This window comes from Ensifer adhaerens, from assembly GCF_002007205.1.
Classification (GTDB): domain Bacteria; phylum Pseudomonadota; class Alphaproteobacteria; order Rhizobiales; family Rhizobiaceae; genus Ensifer; species Ensifer adhaerens_D.
The window spans coordinates 1,481,263-1,498,805 of the sequence record NZ_LAZS01000005.1; the positions used below are offsets into that span (position 1 = coordinate 1,481,263).

Below are 17,543 nucleotides of genomic sequence, written 5' to 3' on the forward strand. Positions count from 1 at the left end.
ATTGTTCCTCGATCTCGCGTCCGACTTAGATGCCCTGGCCGGGCTTGACCGTGACCACCTCGACGGCGGTCTCGGGCGTGCGGGCAACCTGCTGCGGGATGTTCTGGCGCTTGATGTTTTCGCGATGGCGCAGCGTCAGCACGATAGCGCCGATCATGGCGACGAGCAGGACCAGGCCGGCGATCTGGAAGAAGTAGACGTAGTGGGTATAGAGCACGTCGCCGAGGGCTGCCGTGTTCGTCCGTTCGGTGACGGCCGGGATCGGCATCGATACCGCCTTGGCGATTTCCGGCGAGAACGTCGCGCCGCCAACCACGATGATGAGCTCGGCTGCGAGGATCAGGCCGATCAGCGCGCCAATCGGGGCATATTCGAGCACGCCGGCGCGCAGTTCCGCGAAGTCGATGTCGAGCATCATGACCACGAACAGGAAGAGCACCGCGACCGCGCCGACATAAACGACCAGCAGGATCATCGCGAGGAATTCGGCGCCGGTCAGCAGGAACAGGCCTGCCGAGTTAAAGAAGGTCAGGATCAGGAACAGAACCGAATAAACCGGGTTCCTGGCCGCAATGACCATGAATGCCGACGCCACCGCGATGAAGGCAAAGAGATAGAAAAAAAGAACCTGCAGACCCATGATCGGTGCCTTCTTCGTCTTGCACGGCGTGAGGCGCTTCTGGCCCCACTCCACAGGCAAAGCCGGACACGCGTCCGGCCGTTGCCCAAACCTATGTCACATGCACCGCCCTCCCCGGGGCGGCGCTACGCTCTGGCCTCAGCGATAGGGCGAGTCCATTGCGATGTTGCGTGCGATTTCCCGTTCCCAACGGTCGCCGTTGGCGAGGAGCTTGTCCTTGTCGTAGTAAAGCTCTTCGCGCGTCTCGGTGGCGAATTCGAAGTTCGGGCCCTCGACGATGGCATCGACCGGACAGGCTTCCTGGCAGAAACCGCAATAGATGCACTTCACCATGTCGATGTCGTAGCGCACCGTACGGCGGGTGCCGTCGTTGCGGCGCGGGCCGGCTTCGATGGTGATGGCCTGTGCAGGACAGATTGCCTCGCACAGCTTGCAGGCAATGCAGCGCTCTTCGCCGTTCGGATAACGGCGCAGGGCATGTTCGCCACGGAAGCGCGGGCTGACCGGCCCCTTTTCGAAGGGGTAGTTCAACGTCGCCTTCGGTTTGAAGAAATAGCGCATCGACAGAAAGAAAGCGCCGACGAATTCCTTCAGGAACAGCGAGCTGACGGCTTGCGAAAGACCGGCCATCATTTACCTCCAGAGTTGCCGGCCTGGGAGCGACCGGCGGTATGCTGCCAAACGTGAGCCATCGTCATGCGGCTCCCGTCAGCTTGAGAACGAATGCAGTGATCACGACCATTGCGAGGGAGATCGGCAGGAAGACCTTCCAGCCGAGACGCATCAGCTGGTCGTAGCGGTAACGCGGCACGAAAGCCTTCACCATCGCGAACATGAAGAACACGAAGGAGGCCTTGAGAACGAACCAGATGATGCCGGGGACCCAGTTGAGGAACCAGACGTCGACCGGAGGCAGCCAGCCGCCGAGGAACAGGATCGTCGTCAGCGCGCACATCAGGCAGATGGCGGCATATTCGCCGAGCATGAACATCATGTAGGGCGTGGAGCCGTACTCGACCATGAAGCCGGCGACGAGTTCGGATTCCGCTTCGGGCAGATCGAAAGGCGGGCGGTTCGTTTCGGCCAGCGCCGAAATGAAGAACACGATGAACATCGGGAACAGCGCCAGCCAGTGCCAGTCGAGGAACGACGCCGGCAGGCCGAGGTTGGTGCCGATGCCGCTCGACTGCGCGTTGACGATGTCCGTCAGGTTCAGCGAGCCGACGCAGAGCAGAACGGTGACGATGACGAAGCCGATCGAGACTTCGTAGGAGACCATCTGTGCTGCGGAGCGAAGCGCGCCGAGGAAGGGATATTTGGAGTTCGACGCCCAGCCGCCCATGATGATGCCATAAACTTCAAGAGAAGATATGGCGAACACGAAGAGGATGCCGACGTTGATGTTCGCGATCACCCATCCGGCGTTGAGCGGGATCACCGCCCAGGCGGCGAGCGCCAGTGTCACGGAGACGAGCGGGGCAAGCAGGAAGATTGCCTTGTTGGCGCCAGCCGGGATAACCGGCTCCTTGAAGACGAACTTCAAAAGGTCGGCGAAGGACTGGAAAAGTCCCCAGGGGCCCACCACATTCGGACCACGGCGGAGCTGAACTGCAGCCCAGATCTTACGGTCGGCGAGCAGGATGTAGGCGATGAAAAGCAGCAGCGCGACCAGGAGCAGCAGCGACTGGGCGACCATGATGATCGCGGGCCAGACATAGGTCGAAACGAAAGCGTCCATGATACTCTATTCCCTCGCGCTCATTCCGCCGCAGCTTTGAAATTGTTGCGTGCCAAAGCCGAGCATTCGGCCATGACGGCGGATGCGCGCGCTATCGGGTTCGTCAAATAGAAGTCTTTGACCGGAGACGCAAACACGGATTTGCCCATCTCACCGGCTTTTTGGCCAAGTGCGGCAATTTCGTCGCCGTTGCCGGCCGCGATCGCGTCGATATCGGCGAAATGCGGGTGGGCCGCATAGAGCTTCGAACGCAATTCGCCAAGCGAATCAAAGGGCAGCTTCTTACCGAGAACGTCGGAGAGCGCGCGGATGATCGCCCAGTCCTCGCGTGCGTCGCCCGGTGCGAAGCCGGCGCGGTTGCCGACCTGAACGCGGCCTTCGGTGTTGACCCAGGTACCGGACTTTTCCGTATAGGTCGCGCCCGGCAGGATGACGTCGGCGGCATGCGCGCCGTTGTCGCCGTGCGAGCCGATATAGACCGTGAAGCCGGACTTGCGTGCTGCGAGATCGATCTCGTCGGCACCAAGCAGGAAGAGAACGTCAGAAGCGGAAACCATTTCAGCCGCCGACTTGCCGTTCGCACCCGGAACGAAGCCGAGGTCCAGACCACCGACGCGGGAAGCGGCCGTGTGCAGAACGGCAAAACCGTTCCACTCAGCGGTGGCCGCACCGACGGTGCCTGCGAGCTTGGCAGCGGCGGCGAGAACGGCCGAACCGCCCTCCCCTGCGATCGCACCCTGACCAATGAGGATCATCGGGCGCTGCGCCTTCTTCAAGGTCGCTGCAAACTTGCCCTTGCCGGAGACGAGTTCGGCAAGCGTTTCGGTGCCGGCGCCGAGATATTCGTATTCGTAGCGCAGTTCGCCCGGCTCGCCGATCACGGCAATCGGGAAGTTGCCCATGCGGTAGCGCTTGCGGATACGGGCGTTGAGGACGGAAGCCTCGAAGCGCGGGTTGGAACCGATGATCAGCAGCGCGTCAGCGCTTTCGATGCCGGCGATGGTCGGGTTGAACAGGTAGCTGGCGCGACCGAGCGAAGGATCGAGTGCTGCACCGTCCTGGCGGCAGTCGACGCTTTCGGAGCCGAGCGCTGCGATCAGGCTCTTCAGCGCGTACATTTCTTCGACCGAAGCGAGGTCACCGGCAATGGCGCCGATCTTGTCGCCGGAGGTGGCAGCAACGGCCGCCTTGACCGCCTGGAAGGCTTCGCCCCAGGTCGCCGGCTGCAGTCGGCCGTCCTTCTTGACGTAAGGGCGATCGAGGCGCTGCGTCTTCAGGCCATCCCAGATGAAGCGGCTCTTGTCGGAGATCCACTCTTCGTTGATGTCCTCATTGACGCGCGGCATGATGCGCATGACTTCGCGGCCGCGGGTATCGACGCGGATCGCCGAACCGAGCGCGTCCATCACGTCGATGGATTCGGTCTTGTTCAGTTCCCACGGACGGGCGGTGAAGGCAAACGGCTTCGAGGTCAACGCGCCGACCGGGCAGAGGTCAACGACGTTGCCCTGCAGTTCCGAGGTCATCGCCTGTTCGAGATAGGTGGTGATTTCGGCGTCTTCACCGCGGCCGATCAGGCCAAGCTCGGCAATGCCGGCGACTTCGGTCGTGAAGCGGACGCAGCGCGTGCAGTGAATGCAGCGGTTCATCACGGTCTTGACGAGCGGGCCGATATACTTGTCTTCAACGGCGCGCTTGTTTTCCTGGTAGCGCGAACTGTCGATGCCGAAGGCCATCGCCTGGTCCTGCAGGTCGCATTCGCCGCCCTGGTCACAGATCGGGCAGTCGAGCGGATGGTTGATCAGCAGGAATTCCATCACGCCTTCGCGTGCCTTCTTGACCATCGGCGTGGTCGTGAAGACTTCCGGCGCTTCGCCGTTCGGGCCCGGACGAAGGTCGCGCACGCCCATGGCGCAGGAAGCGGCGGGCTTGGGTGGCCCTCCCTTCACCTCGACCAGACACATGCGGCAGTTACCGGCGACCGAAAGCCGCTCGTGGAAACAGAAGCGCGGAACTTCGGCTCCGGCCTCTTCGCACGCCTGAAGCAGCGTGAAATGATCCGGTACCTCGATCTCTTTTCCGTCGACTTTCAGCTTTGCCATCTTCGTACTCAATCCTGTCTTCCGTCCGTCGGCCTTCCGGCGACGGACAATTCCAACACAGCCTTGCTGCTTGCGGGCGATGGCCGTCTCCGGTCCCCGCCCCCATTCTCTCAAGCGCCTTTCAGCGCCTTGGCCTGTCCAACCCAATCGTCCCGCTTGATCCGCCCACCGAAGCCGAGTTCGTCGTCGAAGCGGGCAACGTCCGCCTCGCTCCAGCCGGCGATGTCGGCAAAACCGCTGATGCCCTTCACGTTCAGCACCTGCTCGAGCTTCGGGCCGATGCCGGAGATCCGCTTGAGGTCGTCGGCGGCTTTCGCCTTGGCGCGCGGCGCGCGAACCTTGACCACCTTTTCGGCGGCAACTTTCTCAACCACCGGCTTTGCTGCAGCCCCCTTGGCAGGCGCTGACGGCTTAGCCACAGGTTCCAGTTTTGCTTCGGCTGGCATCGTCGTGGCGACAACTGCCGCCGCAACACCAGAAGCTTCGGGCTCCGCCCGCTTCTGAGCCGCCTCGACCGCACTCTGCATCGCGCCGATCATGGCACCGGCAATCTGGGTCGTGAGGCCGAAGCCGATCGCGGTTGCGGCGGCAACCACGGCCGCCGGGTGAACCATCAGCGGATGCAGCGGCATCCGCGGCAGGTTCTTCATCCATTCCGCCATGCCGAACGGATCGGCCGGATCGCCGCCAAGCGGACGTGCGAACGGAATGCCTGCTTCGGCCTGTCCCTTCATCTGTCCCTCTTCGCGTGCGCCGGCCATCGTGCCTTACTCCGCCGCTTCCAGAACCGCGCCATGCGACGACGCATTGCGCGTATATTCGTCGATGCGCTTTTCCATTTCCGGACGGAAATGCTTGATCAGGCCCTGGATCGGCCAGGCGGCCGCGTCGCCGAGCGCGCAGATCGTGTGGCCTTCCACCTGCTTGGTGACGTCGAACAGCATGTCGATCTCGCGCTTCTGGGCGCGGCCCTGAACCATGCGTTCCATCACGCGCATCATCCAGCCGGTGCCTTCGCGGCACGGCGTGCACTGGCCGCAGCTCTCATGCTTGTAGAAGGCCGAGAGGCGCCAGATCGCCTTGATGATGTCCGTTGACCTGTCCATCACGATGACGGCGGCGGTTCCAAGGCTGGAACCGACCTCGCGCAGACCGTCGAAGTCCATGATGGCGTCCTTCATCTGCGCGCCGGGCACGCAGGGAACGGACGAACCGCCTGGAATGACGGCGAGCAGGTTGTCCCAGCCGCCGCGGATACCGCCACAGTGCTTTTCGATCAGCTCATGGAACGGGATCGACATCGCGTCTTCGACCGTGCACGGGCGATTGACGTGACCGGAGACCGAATAGAGCTTGGTGCCGTGGTTGTTCGGGCGACCGAAGCTCGTGTACCAGCCGGCGCCGCGACGCAGGATCGTCGGGGTGACCGCGATCGACTCGACGTTGTTGACGGTCGTCGGGCAACCGTAGAGGCCCATGTTCGCCGGGAAGGGCGGCTTCAGGCGCGGCTGGCCCTTCTTGCCTTCCAGGCTTTCGAGCAGCGCCGTCTCTTCGCCACAGATATAGGCGCCGGCACCATGGTGCACGTAGATGTCGATGTCGTAGCCGAGCTTGTTGTTCTTGCCGAGCAGGCCGTATTCGTAGCACTCGTCGATTGCCGCCTGCAGCGCCTCACGCTCGCGGACGAATTCACCGCGGACGTAGATATAGGCGACATGGGCGCCCATGGCGAAGCTGGCAACGACGCAGCCTTCGATCAGCGTGTGCGGATCGTGACGCATGATGTCACGGTCCTTGCAGGTGCCGGGCTCGGACTCGTCGGCGTTGACGACGAGATAGTGCGGACGGCCGTCGCTTTCCTTCGGCATGAAGGACCACTTGAGGCCCGTCGGGAAGCCGGCGCCGCCACGGCCGCGAAGGCCGGAGGCCTTCACTTCGTTGACGATCCAGTCTCGGCCCTTTTCGAGCAGCTGCTTGGTACCGTCCCAGTGGCCGCGCGCCATGGCGCCCTTCAGGGACTTGTCCTTGAGGCCGTAGATGTTGGTAAAGATGCGGTCTTCATCTCTGAGCATAATTCACCTCTTTACCGCGGCTTCTTGCCGAAGACCTTGATGTATTCGGCTTCGCCGCCCTTGGCGAGCGCCTTGGCCTGCTTGACCCAGTCGTCGCGTTCGATGCGGCCCTTGAAATTCAGGTATCCGTCAACCCACTCGCGCTCCGCCTTCTTCCACGAAGCAACTTGCGCGTAGGTGTAGATACCCAGTTCGTTCAGCGTGCCCTCGATCTTCGGACCGACGCCCGAGATCAGCTTGAGGTCGTCGACTGCCGCCGGCTTTTCGATGCCGGCCGGACGGTTCTTGTCCTCAAGCGACGGCTTGCCGGACACGGCGGCCGTCTTGGCAGGCTTCGACTTGTCGACGGTGTCGCCTTCGATCTTGGCATTGGCAGCAGCTTCCGCCTTTGCCGTCGCCGGCGTCTTCAGAGACGCATTGGTCTCGGTCGCAGCGGTCTTGGCACGGCCGGCATTCGACGGCGGAACAGAAACCGCCGGCTCGGCGCTCGCCTTCTTTGGCGTCGCGGTCGTCTTTGCCGGAGCCGCATCCACCAGCATCAGGGTCGTCGGGCCGCCTTCCGGAGCCGAATAGATGCGATCGATCTGCGGACCGGGGGTGACTTCAGCACCCTTGCCTGCTTCGAAACGGTCGATGATCTGCTCGAGCTGCTCGGGCGTCAGGTCTTCGAAGGTGTCCTTGAAGATCATGACCATCGGCGCGTTGACGCAGGCGCCCTGACATTCGACTTCTTCCCAGGAGAGCGTACCGCTCTCGTTGAGGGTGAAGGGGTCATGCGCGATCTTGCTCTTGCAGACCTTGATCAGGTCTTCGGCGCCGCGCAGCATGCAGGGCGTCGTGCCGCAGACCTGAATGTGGGCACGCGTGCCGACCGGCTTCAACTGGAACTGGGTATAGAAGGTCGCAACTTCGAGCGCGCGGATGTACGGCATGCCAAGCATGTCAGCGATTGACTCGATGGCGGCCTTCGTGACCCAGCCGTCCTGGTCCTGAGCGCGCATCAACAACGGGATGACGGCAGACTGCTCACGACCCTTGGGGTACTTATTGATCGTTTCCTTCGCCCAGGCGGCGTTCTCCTTGCTGAAGGCAAAGCTCGCTGGCTGGACGGTGTCTTCGGCTAGTCGACGAACGGACATTCTAGTGGACACCTTATCAGTTAATCGAACCGCACCGCGATTTCGTCACCGAGACGAATTCACAGGCATAGGCTGACTGGTCTTTCTGCAAAAATACGATGTAGCGCGTGCCATTGGCGACCGCGGCCTTGATCTCGTAGCCCTTGGCAACGAGATCTGCCATCGAGCCCCCGCGCATGCCGCCCGACGTCGTGCCGGTATCGACCTGCTCCTGTGCGGGAGCGGCCGATGCGAGCGCGAGAAGAGCGAGCGTGGCCAGGGGCGCGAGACGCATCAGCGGTCCACCTCACCGAACACGATATCGAGGGAGCCCAGCACGGCCGAAACGTCGGCAAGCTGGTGTCCCCGACAGAGGAAATCCATCGCCTGGAGATGCGCGTAACCCGGGGCACGGATCTTGCAGCGATAGGGCTTGTTGGTGCCGTCGGAGACGAGATAGACGCCGAACTCGCCCTTCGGCGCTTCGACGGCGGTGTAAACTTCGCCGGCCGGCACGTGATAGCCTTCGGTGTAGAGCTTGAAGTGGTGGATCAGCGCTTCCATCGAACGCTTCATCTCGCCGCGCTTGGGCGGAACGATCTTGCCGTCGAGCGACGAAACCGGGCCGACCTTCGCGTCGCCGAGCAGGCGATCGACGCACTGGCGCATGATGCGCGCCGACTGGCGCATTTCGATCATGCGGATCAGATAGCGGTCGAAGCAGTCGCCGTTCTTGCCGATCGGGATGTCGAATTCCATATCCGAGTAGCACTCGTAGGGCTGCGAGCGACGTAGGTCCCAGGCAGCGCCCGAGCCGCGCACCATCACGCCCGAGAAGCCCCAAGCCCAGGCGTCGTCGAGCTTGACGACGCCGATATCGACGTTGCGCTGCTTGAAGATACGGTTGCCGGTCAGAAGTTCGTCGATATCGTCGACGGTCTTCAGGAACGGATCGATCCACTTGCCGATGTCTTCGACCAGTTCGTGCGGCAGGTCCTGGTGGACGCCGCCCGGACGGAAATAGGCCGAGTGCATGCGCGCGCCGCAGGCGCGCTCATAGAATACCATCAGCTTTTCGCGCTCTTCGAAGCCCCAGAGCGGGGGCGTAAGCGCGCCGACGTCCATGGCCTGCGTCGTGACGTTCAGAAGGTGCGAGAGGATGCGGCCGATTTCCGAATAGAGAACGCGGATCAACTGGCCGCGGATCGGCACCTCGGTGCCCGTCAGCTTTTCGACCGCAAGCGCGAAAGCGTGCTCTTGGTTCATGGGCGCCACGTAGTCGAGGCGGTCGAAATAGGGCACGGCCTGCAGGTAGGTCTTGGTCTCGATCAGCTTTTCGGTGCCGCGATGCAGCAGGCCGATATGCGGATCGACGCGCTCGACGATTTCGCCATCAAGCTCGAGCACCAGACGAAGAACGCCGTGCGCCGCCGGATGCTGCGGACCAAAGTTGATGTTGAAGTTGCGGACGTTGTGTTCGGTCATACCGATTGCTCCAGGCCGGACGGCAGCCGCTTGGCGGCTACCGCGGACCACTTAGTCTCACCGTGCTTTCGCCTTCTCGTCGCCGGGCAACACGTAATCCGTGCCTTCCCAGGGAGAGAGGAAGTCGAAGTTGCGGAATTCCTGCTTCAGCTCGACGGGTTCGTAGACGACGCGCTTGGCTTCGTCGTCGTAACGCACTTCGACAAAACCGGTGACCGGGAAGTCCTTGCGCAGCGGATGTCCTTCAAAACCGTAGTCCGTCAGGATGCGGCGCAGGTCCGGATGGCCGGTAAACAGGATGCCGTACATGTCGTAGGCTTCGCGCTCGAACCAATCGGCGCCAGGATAGACCGGCGTTGCCGACGGCACCGGCTCGTTCTCGCCGGTCGAAACCTTGACGCGCACGCGCAGGTTCTGGCGCGGCGACAAGAGGTGGTAGACGACGTCGAAACGGTCCGGCCGCTGCGGCCAGTCGACGCCGCAGACGTCGACGAAGTTGACGAAGGCGCATTGCACGTCGTCGCGCAGGAAAGTCAGCAGCGCGATGAGGTTGGCAGACGTCGTCGTCAGCGTCAGCTCGCCATAGGCCAGCGACGCGTCGGAGATCAGCGCACCGCGCGTTTCGCGCAGGTAGGACGCAAGCTCGTTCAGGGCTTCACTCATATCAAAACCCCCTGCCCTTAGCGCTCGATCGTGCCGGTCCGGCGGATCTTCTTCTGCAGCAGGAGCACGCCGTAAAGCAGCGCTTCTGCCGTGGGAGGACAGCCTGGCACGTAGATGTCGACGGGAACGACGCGGTCGCAGCCGCGAACGACGGAATAGGAATAGTGGTAGTAGCCGCCACCGTTGGCGCAGGAGCCCATCGAAATGACGTAACGCGGTTCCGGCATCTGGTCATAGACCTTGCGGAGCGCGGGCGCCATCTTGTTGGTCAGCGTGCCGGCGACAATCATGACGTCGGACTGGCGCGGCGAGGCGCGGGGCGCGAAGCCGAAGCGCTCGGCGTCGTAACGCGGCATGGACATCTGCATCATCTCGACCGCGCAGCAGGCGAGACCGAAGGTCATCCACATCAGCGAGCCGGTACGGGCCCAGTTGATGAGCTCGTCGGTCGAGGTGACGAGAAAGCCCTTGTCGGCGAGTTCATTGTTGATCTCGCCGAAGAATGCGTCATTGCTGCCGATCGGCTTGCCGGTCGAGGGATCGATGATCCCCTTCGGCTTGGGCGCAACGAGCGTGGTGCCGGAGGTCAGTTCCATTCCAGCGCTCCCTTCTTCCATTCATAGATAAAGCCGATCGTCAGCACGCCGAGGAAGACCATCATCGACCAGAAACCGAACCAGCCCAACTCATGGAACGAGACCGCCCAGGGGAAGAGGAAGGCAACTTCGAGGTCGAAGATGATGAAGAGGATCGACACGAGGTAGAAGCGGATGTCGAACTTCATGCGGGCGTCGTCGAACGCATTGAAGCCGCACTCGTAGGCCGACAGCTTTTCCGAATCAGGAGCCTTGAAGGCGACGGCGAAGGGAGCAATCAGAAGCGCCAAGCCGATCACCAATGCGATTCCAATGAAAATCGCGATCGGAACGTAGGAACCGAGAAGTTCAGTCATTGTTATCCGTCCCTGCCTGCGGGAGGGCGCATGGGAGAGCGCCAGATCAACAAATCTCGCAGGCCGAAAAATATGTTGCAACGCCGGAGTGGTTAGCGCAGCCCGCGCCCTCGCGCAAGCCTTGAGGGGCCATTTAAACCGGTTCGCGACACAGGAACAAACAGGCGGGCGTGACAAAGCGCGGAATTGCGGGCCGGCATGCACTTTACCGTAAAACAAACGGGCGCGAGACAGATTGCCGCAGCGCACAATTGGCGCCCCCGCGCGAAACGCAAAAACTGGTATCGGAGAGAAGAAATGGCGCGAGTGACGGGGCTCGAACCCGCGACCTCCGGCGTGACAGGCCGGCACTCTAACCGACTGAGCTACACCCGCGCACTATGACCGTGAACGATCATTATTACCACCATCGGCGCTTCCTGAGAATGCCTAGGCAGGACCAGATCAAGAGTGGCGCGAGTGACGGGGCTCGAACCCGCGACCTCCGGCGTGACAGGCCGGCACTCTAACCGACTGAGCTACACCCGCATCATCTTGACTTGGTTGGGACGTTTCCGCCCCGCATCGAGCAGCAGCGCCGTTCGATGAGCGGCTAACTAAGCGGTTCGCCTTGGGGTGTCAAGCGTGTTTGAAGACAAATCCGTGACGGAATGAAAATTGATCCACAGGGCAGCAAGACGACAAAGTCCGGCAGGCCCGGTTCATTCACGGGACGCAGCCGCATCTCCAATCCGATTGTCCCTTCCTATGACGCGCGGCGATCTCGCTCGGCGATTCCATTCCGCGCCCTTCCCTGCCACGGCGACAGCCGAAGAGACGCTTTCTTGTCCACAGCCAGAAACCCCGGCAATTTGGGACATCGCGCTCGCGCTCGCAAAAAAAATCATAAAAACGATACAAATGCTCTTGCGGTTTTTTTCGGTTACGCCTAGATCACGGCCACCGACGCGGCGGACTGAACCGGTCCAAACGCGGAAGGGCGATTAGCTCAGTTGGTAGAGCGCCTCGTTTACACCGAGGATGTCGGGAGTTCGAGTCTCTCATCGCCCACCATTTTTCCTTCTCTTCCCAAATTTTCGATTAAGACGGCGATCCTGCAGCGCTGGAACCTCGTCGCGGCCGTGCCCGTCATAAACCGAGAATTGTTCATAAACCGAGAATACGGCCTGGCAGGCGGAGTGACTGTTTGCGTGCGGACAGCGGCCATCCGGACCAGCGCCTGCCCCTCCCCACGAGCAACCGGGCCGCCCGCACCGTCCGCCAGTTAATTCTATCGCACCCGCCCTATGCCCCGCGGTACTGCTCGTCGCTGACATGCTCCAGCCAATCCACAGCCTTGCCGTCGAGCGCCTCCTGGATGGCGAGGTGAACCATCGCGGTATCGGCTGCGGCACCGTGCCAGTGTTTTTCACCCGGCGGGAACCAGACGACGTCGCCCACGCGAATCTCACGGATCGGGCCGCCCCAGGTCTGCGCCAGGCCGCGGCCGGCGGTCACGACCAAGGTCTGGCCGAGCGGATGGGTGTGCCAGGCGGTGCGGGCACCCGGCTCGAAGGTGACGCTGACGGCGCGGACGCGCGCCGGGTCTGCGGCCTCGATCACCGGGTCCTGCCGCACCGTGCCGGTGAAGTACTCCGCCGGAGCGCGCATCGAAGGTCTCGATCCACCGGGTATGATGTCCATCTCTCGTTCCTCCGGTTTTCGTTTGCGTCGCTTCTGCCCCGCGAAAGTGCGTCACGGCCAACGGGCACTCGCTCGCCCGCGAGCCTATCATAACCTGTGGATTGTCACAGTCGGGCAGGCCTCACGGGCAATCTCGCAAAGATGTTCGTGGTGCGTCAGATAGATCACCTGGCCGACACGCGCCATTTCGGCCATCTGCTCGAACGCGCGGCCGGCACGCCCGTCGTCGAAGGTCTCCATGATGTCGTCGGCAATGAAGGGCAGCGATTCGCGCGCCGCAGCGATTTCGTGATAGCCGGCGATTCTGAGCGCCAGATAGAGTTGGAATCGGGTGCCCTTGGAAAGATCCTTGGCAAGTTTCGATCCGCCGGCCGAGGCATTGGCGATCAGGAACTCCTGCCCCTTGTCGGATTGCGCCGACAGGCCGGAATATTCTCCGCCGCTAATCCGGCTGAAGGTTTCGGAAGCGCGGCGCATCATCGCGCTGCGATGCCGCTCGCGAAAGAGCCGAAGCGCGGTCTCGGCGGCGATGACGCCTGCGCGGAGCCGCAGATAGGCAAGCGCCTTGCCCTCGATGTCGAGCAGCAGCGTTCTGCGTTTCTGTTCGAGCTCGGCGACCGTATCGCCCCCCTCGACAGCGGCGAGCGCCTTTTCCCTCTCGCGCATCTCCGTATGCAGTTCGCTGACGTCGCGGTCGCTTTCTTCGAGCGCCGCGTCCAGCCGCGCCAGTTCCAGCCTGACCTTCGTGTCATCGAGTTCCGCGAGCAACGTCTCAGCCTGTTCGCTCTCGGCGACACCGAGGCGGGAGGCAAGATCCGCCTCCGATTCGGCGATGCGCTCGCGCAGGCGCTGCTGCTCGCGGCCGGCCTCGAAAAGCTGCGCCGCTTCGTCGAGCGTTTCGCAACCGAAGAATTCAAGGACCAGCCGCCTGCGCGCCGCATGCAGCTCCCGTTCGGAGCAAGCGACACGCCGCTCGTCCTCCAGGCGCGCAAGTTCCGCGAGGAAGGTTGCACGGCGATCCGAAAGCCGTTGCGCCTCGGCCGCGCGCGCTTTCAGCGTCATATAGGTCGTCAGCGTGTCATCTGCGGTCGCCCCGCAGGCAAGCTCGGCAATAGCGCGGTCAAATTCGATCTGGTCCTTGCGCATGCCGGCGATGCGATAATCGAGGTCGGCCTTGCGCTGCGTGAGCTTGTCGAGCTCCTGCAGGATCGCAAGCATCGGACCGATCTGCTCGGGCGTCGGAGGCTCGCTGCGCGCGGACAGCCAGCTTTTCGCAAGAAGCTCCGTCCATTGCTCTTTCCAGGCGGCCATGGCGCCTTCCGCAACGTCGAGAGCCGATCGCCGGCTCTCGAGAACCGTTCGCGCCCGTTTCGCCGCTTCGCGAGCCGCGCTGCGGGCGCCGTCCATGGCGCGTGCCTGCGATACCGCCTGCTCGGCGGCAGGGAGAAGACTGTCGAGCCGTTCCGGCAGGCGTCCGCCCATGTCTATGGCCGCAAGCTCCTCGCGCAGGCCGGCAATCGCTTCGGTCTCCTCGACATGTGCGCGATCGAAATCCTGGCGCGCGGCGCGCAAGTGCGCGCGCAGTTCCAGTGCCGCAAGCCGGATGGTCAACCACGCTTCCAGTTGCGTCAGGCTTTTGACGTTAGGTAAGCCGCAGGCCAAAGCGCCTGTTGCCAACTCCTGCGCCTGCCCTGCCGCATCAGCCAGAGATTGCTGCTCCTGTTCGCGCAGCGCCTTGATGCGGGCACGTCGCTCGACGATCGACAGCGACAGGCCGCGCATGTCGGCAAGCCGCGTCGTTTCGGCAAGGCGCCGCGCGGTAAGCTCGTCGTCTTCGCCCATGACCCGCTCGAAGGCGATGGCCGTTTGGCATGCAAGCTCAGCCTTGTGCTGGCGCCACGCTTCGTCCCGACGCTTACGGAGCGCCATGGCCGACGCATCGTCCATAGTGCCACCGACAGCGGACAGCCCAGCCAGCCGCGCCTCCTCACCCGCCAGCAGTTCCTGCTCGGCGGCGATTCGGTCGACAACACGCAGATGCCGCTCCTCCTGGCTGGCAGCCGCCTTGCGCCACGCCTCGAGCGTTGCCGGCGACGGCACGTCGCGCGCGAGCAGATCGTCGGCCGTCCCGGCAAAGGGCTTCAGCAGCACGAGCTTGTCGGCGAGTTCCGCATCCAGCCGGTCGATGGCCTGCTGCGCCGCTTGCTTCCGCAGGACGCAGTCACTGCGCCGCATCAGCGACAGCCGCTCGGCGAGGCTGGTAACGTCCGCGGCACCCTGCTCTTCGAGCCGGGCCAGTTCGCATTCGGCGTCCCGATCCGATTCGACGGAACTTTGCAGCTCCTGGCGCGCCGAAGCCAGACGCTCGACGAGAGCCGAGTGCCGGCGGGCGAGATCCTGAAGCTGCGCAGCGGTCCCGGCCGGCAATAAGAGCGCCCCTGGGTCGCGGTCCGCCGGCTCGCCGAGCCGCAACAGGCAGCCGAGAATTTCCGCCGCGGTCCGTGCCAGATCCTCCAGTCGAGACGGCATGTCGCGCGCCGCTGTCACATAGCGCGCGTCAAGTGCTGTGTCCTGAAGCGCAGTCAGCCGCTCGATCAGGCAGAGACCTTCCTTATCGAACGGCATTTCGTCGAGAGCGTCGCGGCGATGCTGGATTTCGCTGTCGCTTTGCCGCAGCCTGATCTCGATCTCAGCTTCCTGCCGTCGTAGCGCCGGCAGTCCGCTGACCCACTCCGCCGGCGGGACCGGCAGCGGCGGCGCGCTCGCCAGTTCCGCGCGGAGGACAAGCAGCCGGCCGAAATGCGGTAGCGCCTCGATCTCGGCTTTCAGGCGAGCCCGCGCCAACCGCAACTCGGCCCGACGCGTGATCGCTTCGTCGTGCCGTTCGCGCGCCTGCGTCAGCGTCTTGCGCAGCGCCGCATATTCGCGCGCATTGATATCGAGCGCGTTGCGTTCGGTCCTCAGGGCCTCGAGCTCGCCTTTGAGTTCCGCCAGCTGATGCTTGCGCGCCTGCGGGCGGTAGAAGCCGTCGGCCTGCGCCCGCAGGGCGGTGAGTATAGCCGTGCTGTCCGGCAGGCCCGAGCTTGCGGAAAACAGCAGCGATCCGAGCTCGCCCTCGCTTTTCAGGATCGCTTCGCCGCCATTCTCGATGCTCTCGTCATCGAGCGAGAACATCATCTGGTAGGTGTCGCGATCGATGGCGCCGAGCACGCCTGAAAACAAGTTGTCGGGCAAGGGCTGCTCGTCGGCACCGACCAGCGAATTCGTCTTTCGCTTGATCCGGAAGGCGCGGTCGGTGCGGCCGGCGGCTTCGATCGTGCCGCCGACGCGCATCGTCGGGTATGGATGCAGGAAGCCATAGGGGCTCGAATGTTCGATACCGAAGAGCAGATCCAGGAAACCGGAGAAAAGGGTCGATTTGCCGGCTTCGTTCGGGCCGTAGACGATGTGCAGGTCTGGTATGCCGGGCACCCCGCGACCGAAGTCGAGGCGGCGATCGGTGAACTTGCCGTAGCGGACGAGATCGAGTGCGTTGAGCCGCATCAGTTGGCCCCCTCGCCGGCGCCGCCGCCATGAAGATGGGCAAGCACCTCGGCCGTTCCCGACCGACCGGCCTCGAAGGCCAGCCGCTGGACCGCCTCTTCATCCGGCGCAAGCGATTGGCGAAGCTCGGGCGGAAGCTGTTGCAACATGTCCTCCACGGCTGCCAGCACGTCCTGGCGAAACCCGTGCGCCGGCAAGACATCGGTTTCGACGAGCGTTGCCAACTCTTCGACGGGATCGAGCATGGCGCCCGGCTTTTCCGCCCGGACGTTGCCGCAAGTCAGCTCGACCTTCTCGATCCAGCAGCCGGCGATCCCGGCGGCGATGTTGTCGATCTCCGCCCGCAGCAGGTCCGCGTCGCGGCGAAGGCGCCAGGCCAGGGGCGTCGTGCCGGCCAGCATCAGTCGCAGGATGACGTTCTGTGCCGATATCTCGCCACATGTGCGCGAAAGAGCCTGCCTGACGGCATCAAGCATGTCGCGCCACTCCGTGAGGCCCGTCAGGTCGACGCGAAGGCGTTCGAAGCTGGCAATGCCGATCGGCCGCTCGGCAAGACTGACGTGGCCGTCGTCGTCGATCGTGACCAGCGACACGCTCTTTACGCCGACTTCGTTGATGTCGCGCCCCTGCGGCATGCCCGCCATCACGACGAAGGGGCCTGTCGCATGGACCTGCCGCTGATGAATATGGCCAAGGGCCCAGTAATCGAAGCCGTGGGCCGCAAGGTCGGCGACGCTGCAGGGCGCATAGAGATCGTGACCTGCGGCCCCTGCGAGGCTGGTGTGCAGCATGCCGATGTTCACCGCGCCGGGCACCGGCGGCTGGAATGCCGGAAGCAGACTTTCGGGCGCATGGGGGCTGGCGAAGCTTACGCCGTGCACGCAGACGTCGCGACCGCTTGCCAGCGTCTTGGCGACGACCGCCTTTGCCCTGCCCTTGAAGACATGGGCCGATGGCGGCAGGGTCAGTTCATTGGTGACCTGCGACTGGGCGTCGTGATTACCGCGGATGATGAAGACGCGGATACCGTGTTCATCCAGCCGGCGCAGTTCCCGGCCGAGAAACAGGGCCGTGTTCATCGATGTCTGGCTGCCGTCGTAGAGGTCGCCGGCAATCAGAAGGGCATCGACCTCTTCCGCGATGCAGAGATCGACGATCTTGACCATAGCCTGCCGCGACGCCCCGCGCACGATCTCGGCAAGGTCGGCGTTTCTAAGGGCGAGGCTTCGGAGGGGCGAATCGAGATGCAGGTCTGCGGTATGGACAAAGCGGAAGGGCATGGCCGACCATGGCCGTCCCGCCACCGCCCGTCAATCAGCGGCCACGCGTCATCCACTTGGGAGATGCGCCGCCTCAGCGCAAGCATATTTCAGATCACGAAAGTAAAGGCAAAGCTAATACAAATGCCGCCGGCTGCAATTGTTAACATCGTCCGCCCGCGACAGCCCGCTGCTACCTGCAAATATCAGATTATACTCACTTTAATCGATTAGGGCTTTTGTAACATCTTGTTCGATAGGTTTGCGCCGGCTGCGTTTCAAGCGCAT

15 protein-coding genes and 3 tRNA genes are annotated in these 17,543 nt (G+C 63.1%); 1 reads left to right on the forward strand and 17 read right to left on the reverse strand.

What is annotated here, in order from left to right:
• Positions 1 to 25 precede the first annotated feature (25 nt).
• The 14 genes from XB14_RS10965 to XB14_RS11030 form a co-directional block, all read right to left on the reverse strand.
• Entirely contained in the window at positions 26 to 640 is a 615-nt protein-coding gene (locus tag XB14_RS10965) for an NADH-quinone oxidoreductase subunit J (RefSeq protein WP_077961964.1), read from the reverse strand.
• Positions 641 to 778: 138 nt separating this feature from the next.
• Positions 779 to 1,270, reverse strand: coding sequence for an NADH-quinone oxidoreductase subunit NuoI (gene nuoI, locus XB14_RS10970; protein WP_025426590.1), 492 nt, complete (start codon positions 1,268 to 1,270; stop codon positions 779 to 781).
• A gap of 64 nt (positions 1,271 to 1,334) precedes the next feature.
• Positions 1,335 to 2,378 (reverse strand): NADH-quinone oxidoreductase subunit NuoH, encoded by a 1,044-nt coding sequence (gene nuoH, locus XB14_RS10975; protein ID WP_034803570.1) that lies wholly within the window; start codon positions 2,376 to 2,378, stop codon positions 1,335 to 1,337.
• Positions 2,379 to 2,398: 20 nt separating this feature from the next.
• The gene (nuoG, locus tag XB14_RS10980; protein WP_077961563.1) at positions 2,399 to 4,480 is read right to left on the reverse strand and encodes an NADH-quinone oxidoreductase subunit NuoG; all 2,082 of its coding nucleotides are present in this window, start codon (positions 4,478 to 4,480) and stop codon (positions 2,399 to 2,401) included.
• Positions 4,481 to 4,590: 110 nt separating this feature from the next.
• Positions 4,591 to 5,241, reverse strand: coding sequence for a hypothetical protein (locus XB14_RS10985; protein WP_077961564.1), 651 nt, complete (start codon positions 5,239 to 5,241; stop codon positions 4,591 to 4,593).
• Positions 5,242 to 5,247: 6 nt separating this feature from the next.
• Positions 5,248 to 6,552 (reverse strand): NADH-quinone oxidoreductase subunit NuoF, encoded by a 1,305-nt coding sequence (nuoF, locus tag XB14_RS10990; protein WP_077961565.1) that lies wholly within the window; start codon positions 6,550 to 6,552, stop codon positions 5,248 to 5,250.
• 11 nt (positions 6,553 to 6,563) lie between these two features.
• Positions 6,564 to 7,691 carry an NADH-quinone oxidoreductase subunit E gene (locus XB14_RS10995; protein ID WP_077961566.1) on the reverse strand — a complete coding sequence of 376 codons (1,128 nt, stop codon included), beginning with the start codon at positions 7,689 to 7,691 and terminating at the stop codon, positions 6,564 to 6,566.
• A 16-nt stretch (positions 7,692 to 7,707) separates the two neighbouring features.
• Positions 7,708 to 7,965, reverse strand: a complete 258-nt coding sequence (locus tag XB14_RS11000) for a hypothetical protein (protein ID WP_077961567.1) — start codon at positions 7,963 to 7,965, stop codon at positions 7,708 to 7,710.
• Entirely contained in the window at positions 7,965 to 9,155 is a 1,191-nt protein-coding gene (locus XB14_RS11005; protein WP_077961568.1) for an NADH-quinone oxidoreductase subunit D, read from the reverse strand. Before XB14_RS11005 ends, XB14_RS11000 begins: the two co-directional genes overlap by 1 nt.
• Positions 9,156 to 9,212: 57 nt before the next feature.
• A complete protein-coding gene (locus XB14_RS11010; protein ID WP_077961569.1) occupies positions 9,213 to 9,818 on the reverse strand; it encodes an NADH-quinone oxidoreductase subunit C in 606 nt (201 codons plus the stop codon).
• A gap of 17 nt (positions 9,819 to 9,835) precedes the next feature.
• Positions 9,836 to 10,414, reverse strand: a complete 579-nt coding sequence (locus XB14_RS11015) for a NuoB/complex I 20 kDa subunit family protein (RefSeq protein ID WP_034803591.1) — start codon at positions 10,412 to 10,414, stop codon at positions 9,836 to 9,838.
• Positions 10,405 to 10,770, reverse strand: a complete 366-nt coding sequence (locus tag XB14_RS11020; protein ID WP_077961570.1) for an NADH-quinone oxidoreductase subunit A — start codon at positions 10,768 to 10,770, stop codon at positions 10,405 to 10,407. Before XB14_RS11020 ends, XB14_RS11015 begins: the two co-directional genes overlap by 10 nt.
• 298 nt (positions 10,771 to 11,068) lie before the next feature.
• Positions 11,069 to 11,145 (reverse strand) — tRNA-Asp (locus tag XB14_RS11025).
• A 76-nt stretch (positions 11,146 to 11,221) separates the two neighbouring features.
• Positions 11,222 to 11,298, reverse strand: a tRNA-Asp gene (locus XB14_RS11030).
• A 449-nt stretch (positions 11,299 to 11,747) separates the two neighbouring features.
• On the opposite strand from XB14_RS11030, the gene XB14_RS11035 reads away from it, so the two are divergent.
• Positions 11,748 to 11,823: transfer RNA gene (locus XB14_RS11035), tRNA-Val, on the forward strand.
• A gap of 231 nt (positions 11,824 to 12,054) precedes the next feature.
• Here the strand turns inward: XB14_RS11035 and XB14_RS11040 are convergent.
• The 3 genes from XB14_RS11040 to XB14_RS11050 form a co-directional block, all read right to left on the reverse strand.
• Positions 12,055 to 12,453, reverse strand: coding sequence for a cupin domain-containing protein (locus XB14_RS11040; protein ID WP_077961571.1), 399 nt, complete (start codon positions 12,451 to 12,453; stop codon positions 12,055 to 12,057).
• 87 nt (positions 12,454 to 12,540) lie between these two features.
• The gene (locus tag XB14_RS11045) at positions 12,541 to 15,996 is read right to left on the reverse strand and encodes an ATP-binding protein (RefSeq protein ID WP_077961572.1); all 3,456 of its coding nucleotides are present in this window, start codon (positions 15,994 to 15,996) and stop codon (positions 12,541 to 12,543) included.
• Positions 15,996 to 17,276, reverse strand: a complete 1,281-nt coding sequence (locus XB14_RS11050; RefSeq protein ID WP_077961573.1) for a metallophosphoesterase family protein — start codon at positions 17,274 to 17,276, stop codon at positions 15,996 to 15,998. The genes XB14_RS11045 and XB14_RS11050 overlap by 1 nt, the downstream gene beginning before the upstream one ends.
• Positions 17,277 to 17,543: the final 267 nt, after the last annotated feature.

Bases quoted from the DNA above. Each gene is read 5' to 3' on its own strand.
- XB14_RS10965 (WP_077961964.1), bottom strand. From the start codon at position 640: ATGGGTCTGCAGGTTCTTTTTTTCTATCTCTTTGCCTTCATCGCGGTG.
- nuoI (WP_025426590.1), bottom strand. From the start codon at position 1,270: ATGGCCGGTCTTTCGCAAGCCGTCAGCTCGCTGTTCCTGAAGGAATTC.
- nuoH (WP_034803570.1), bottom strand. From the start codon at position 2,378: ATGGACGCTTTCGTTTCGACCTATGTCTGGCCCGCGATCATCATGGTC.
- nuoG (WP_077961563.1), bottom strand. From the start codon at position 4,480: ATGGCAAAGCTGAAAGTCGACGGAAAAGAGATCGAGGTACCGGATCAT.
- XB14_RS10985 (WP_077961564.1), bottom strand. From the start codon at position 5,241: ATGGCCGGCGCACGCGAAGAGGGACAGATGAAGGGACAGGCCGAAGCA.
- nuoF (WP_077961565.1), bottom strand. From the start codon at position 6,552: ATGCTCAGAGATGAAGACCGCATCTTTACCAACATCTACGGCCTCAAG.
- XB14_RS10995 (WP_077961566.1), bottom strand. From the start codon at position 7,691: ATGTCCGTTCGTCGACTAGCCGAAGACACCGTCCAGCCAGCGAGCTTT.
- XB14_RS11000 (WP_077961567.1), bottom strand. From the start codon at position 7,965: ATGCGTCTCGCGCCCCTGGCCACGCTCGCTCTTCTCGCGCTCGCATCG.
- XB14_RS11005 (WP_077961568.1), bottom strand. From the start codon at position 9,155: ATGACCGAACACAACGTCCGCAACTTCAACATCAACTTTGGTCCGCAG.
- XB14_RS11010 (WP_077961569.1), bottom strand. From the start codon at position 9,818: ATGAGTGAAGCCCTGAACGAGCTTGCGTCCTACCTGCGCGAAACGCGC.
- XB14_RS11015 (WP_034803591.1), bottom strand. From the start codon at position 10,414: ATGGAACTGACCTCCGGCACCACGCTCGTTGCGCCCAAGCCGAAGGGG.
- XB14_RS11020 (WP_077961570.1), bottom strand. From the start codon at position 10,770: ATGACTGAACTTCTCGGTTCCTACGTTCCGATCGCGATTTTCATTGGA.
- XB14_RS11040 (WP_077961571.1), bottom strand. From the start codon at position 12,453: ATGGACATCATACCCGGTGGATCGAGACCTTCGATGCGCGCTCCGGCG.
- XB14_RS11045 (WP_077961572.1), bottom strand. From the start codon at position 15,996: ATGCGGCTCAACGCACTCGATCTCGTCCGCTACGGCAAGTTCACCGAT.
- XB14_RS11050 (WP_077961573.1), bottom strand. From the start codon at position 17,276: ATGCCCTTCCGCTTTGTCCATACCGCAGACCTGCATCTCGATTCGCCC.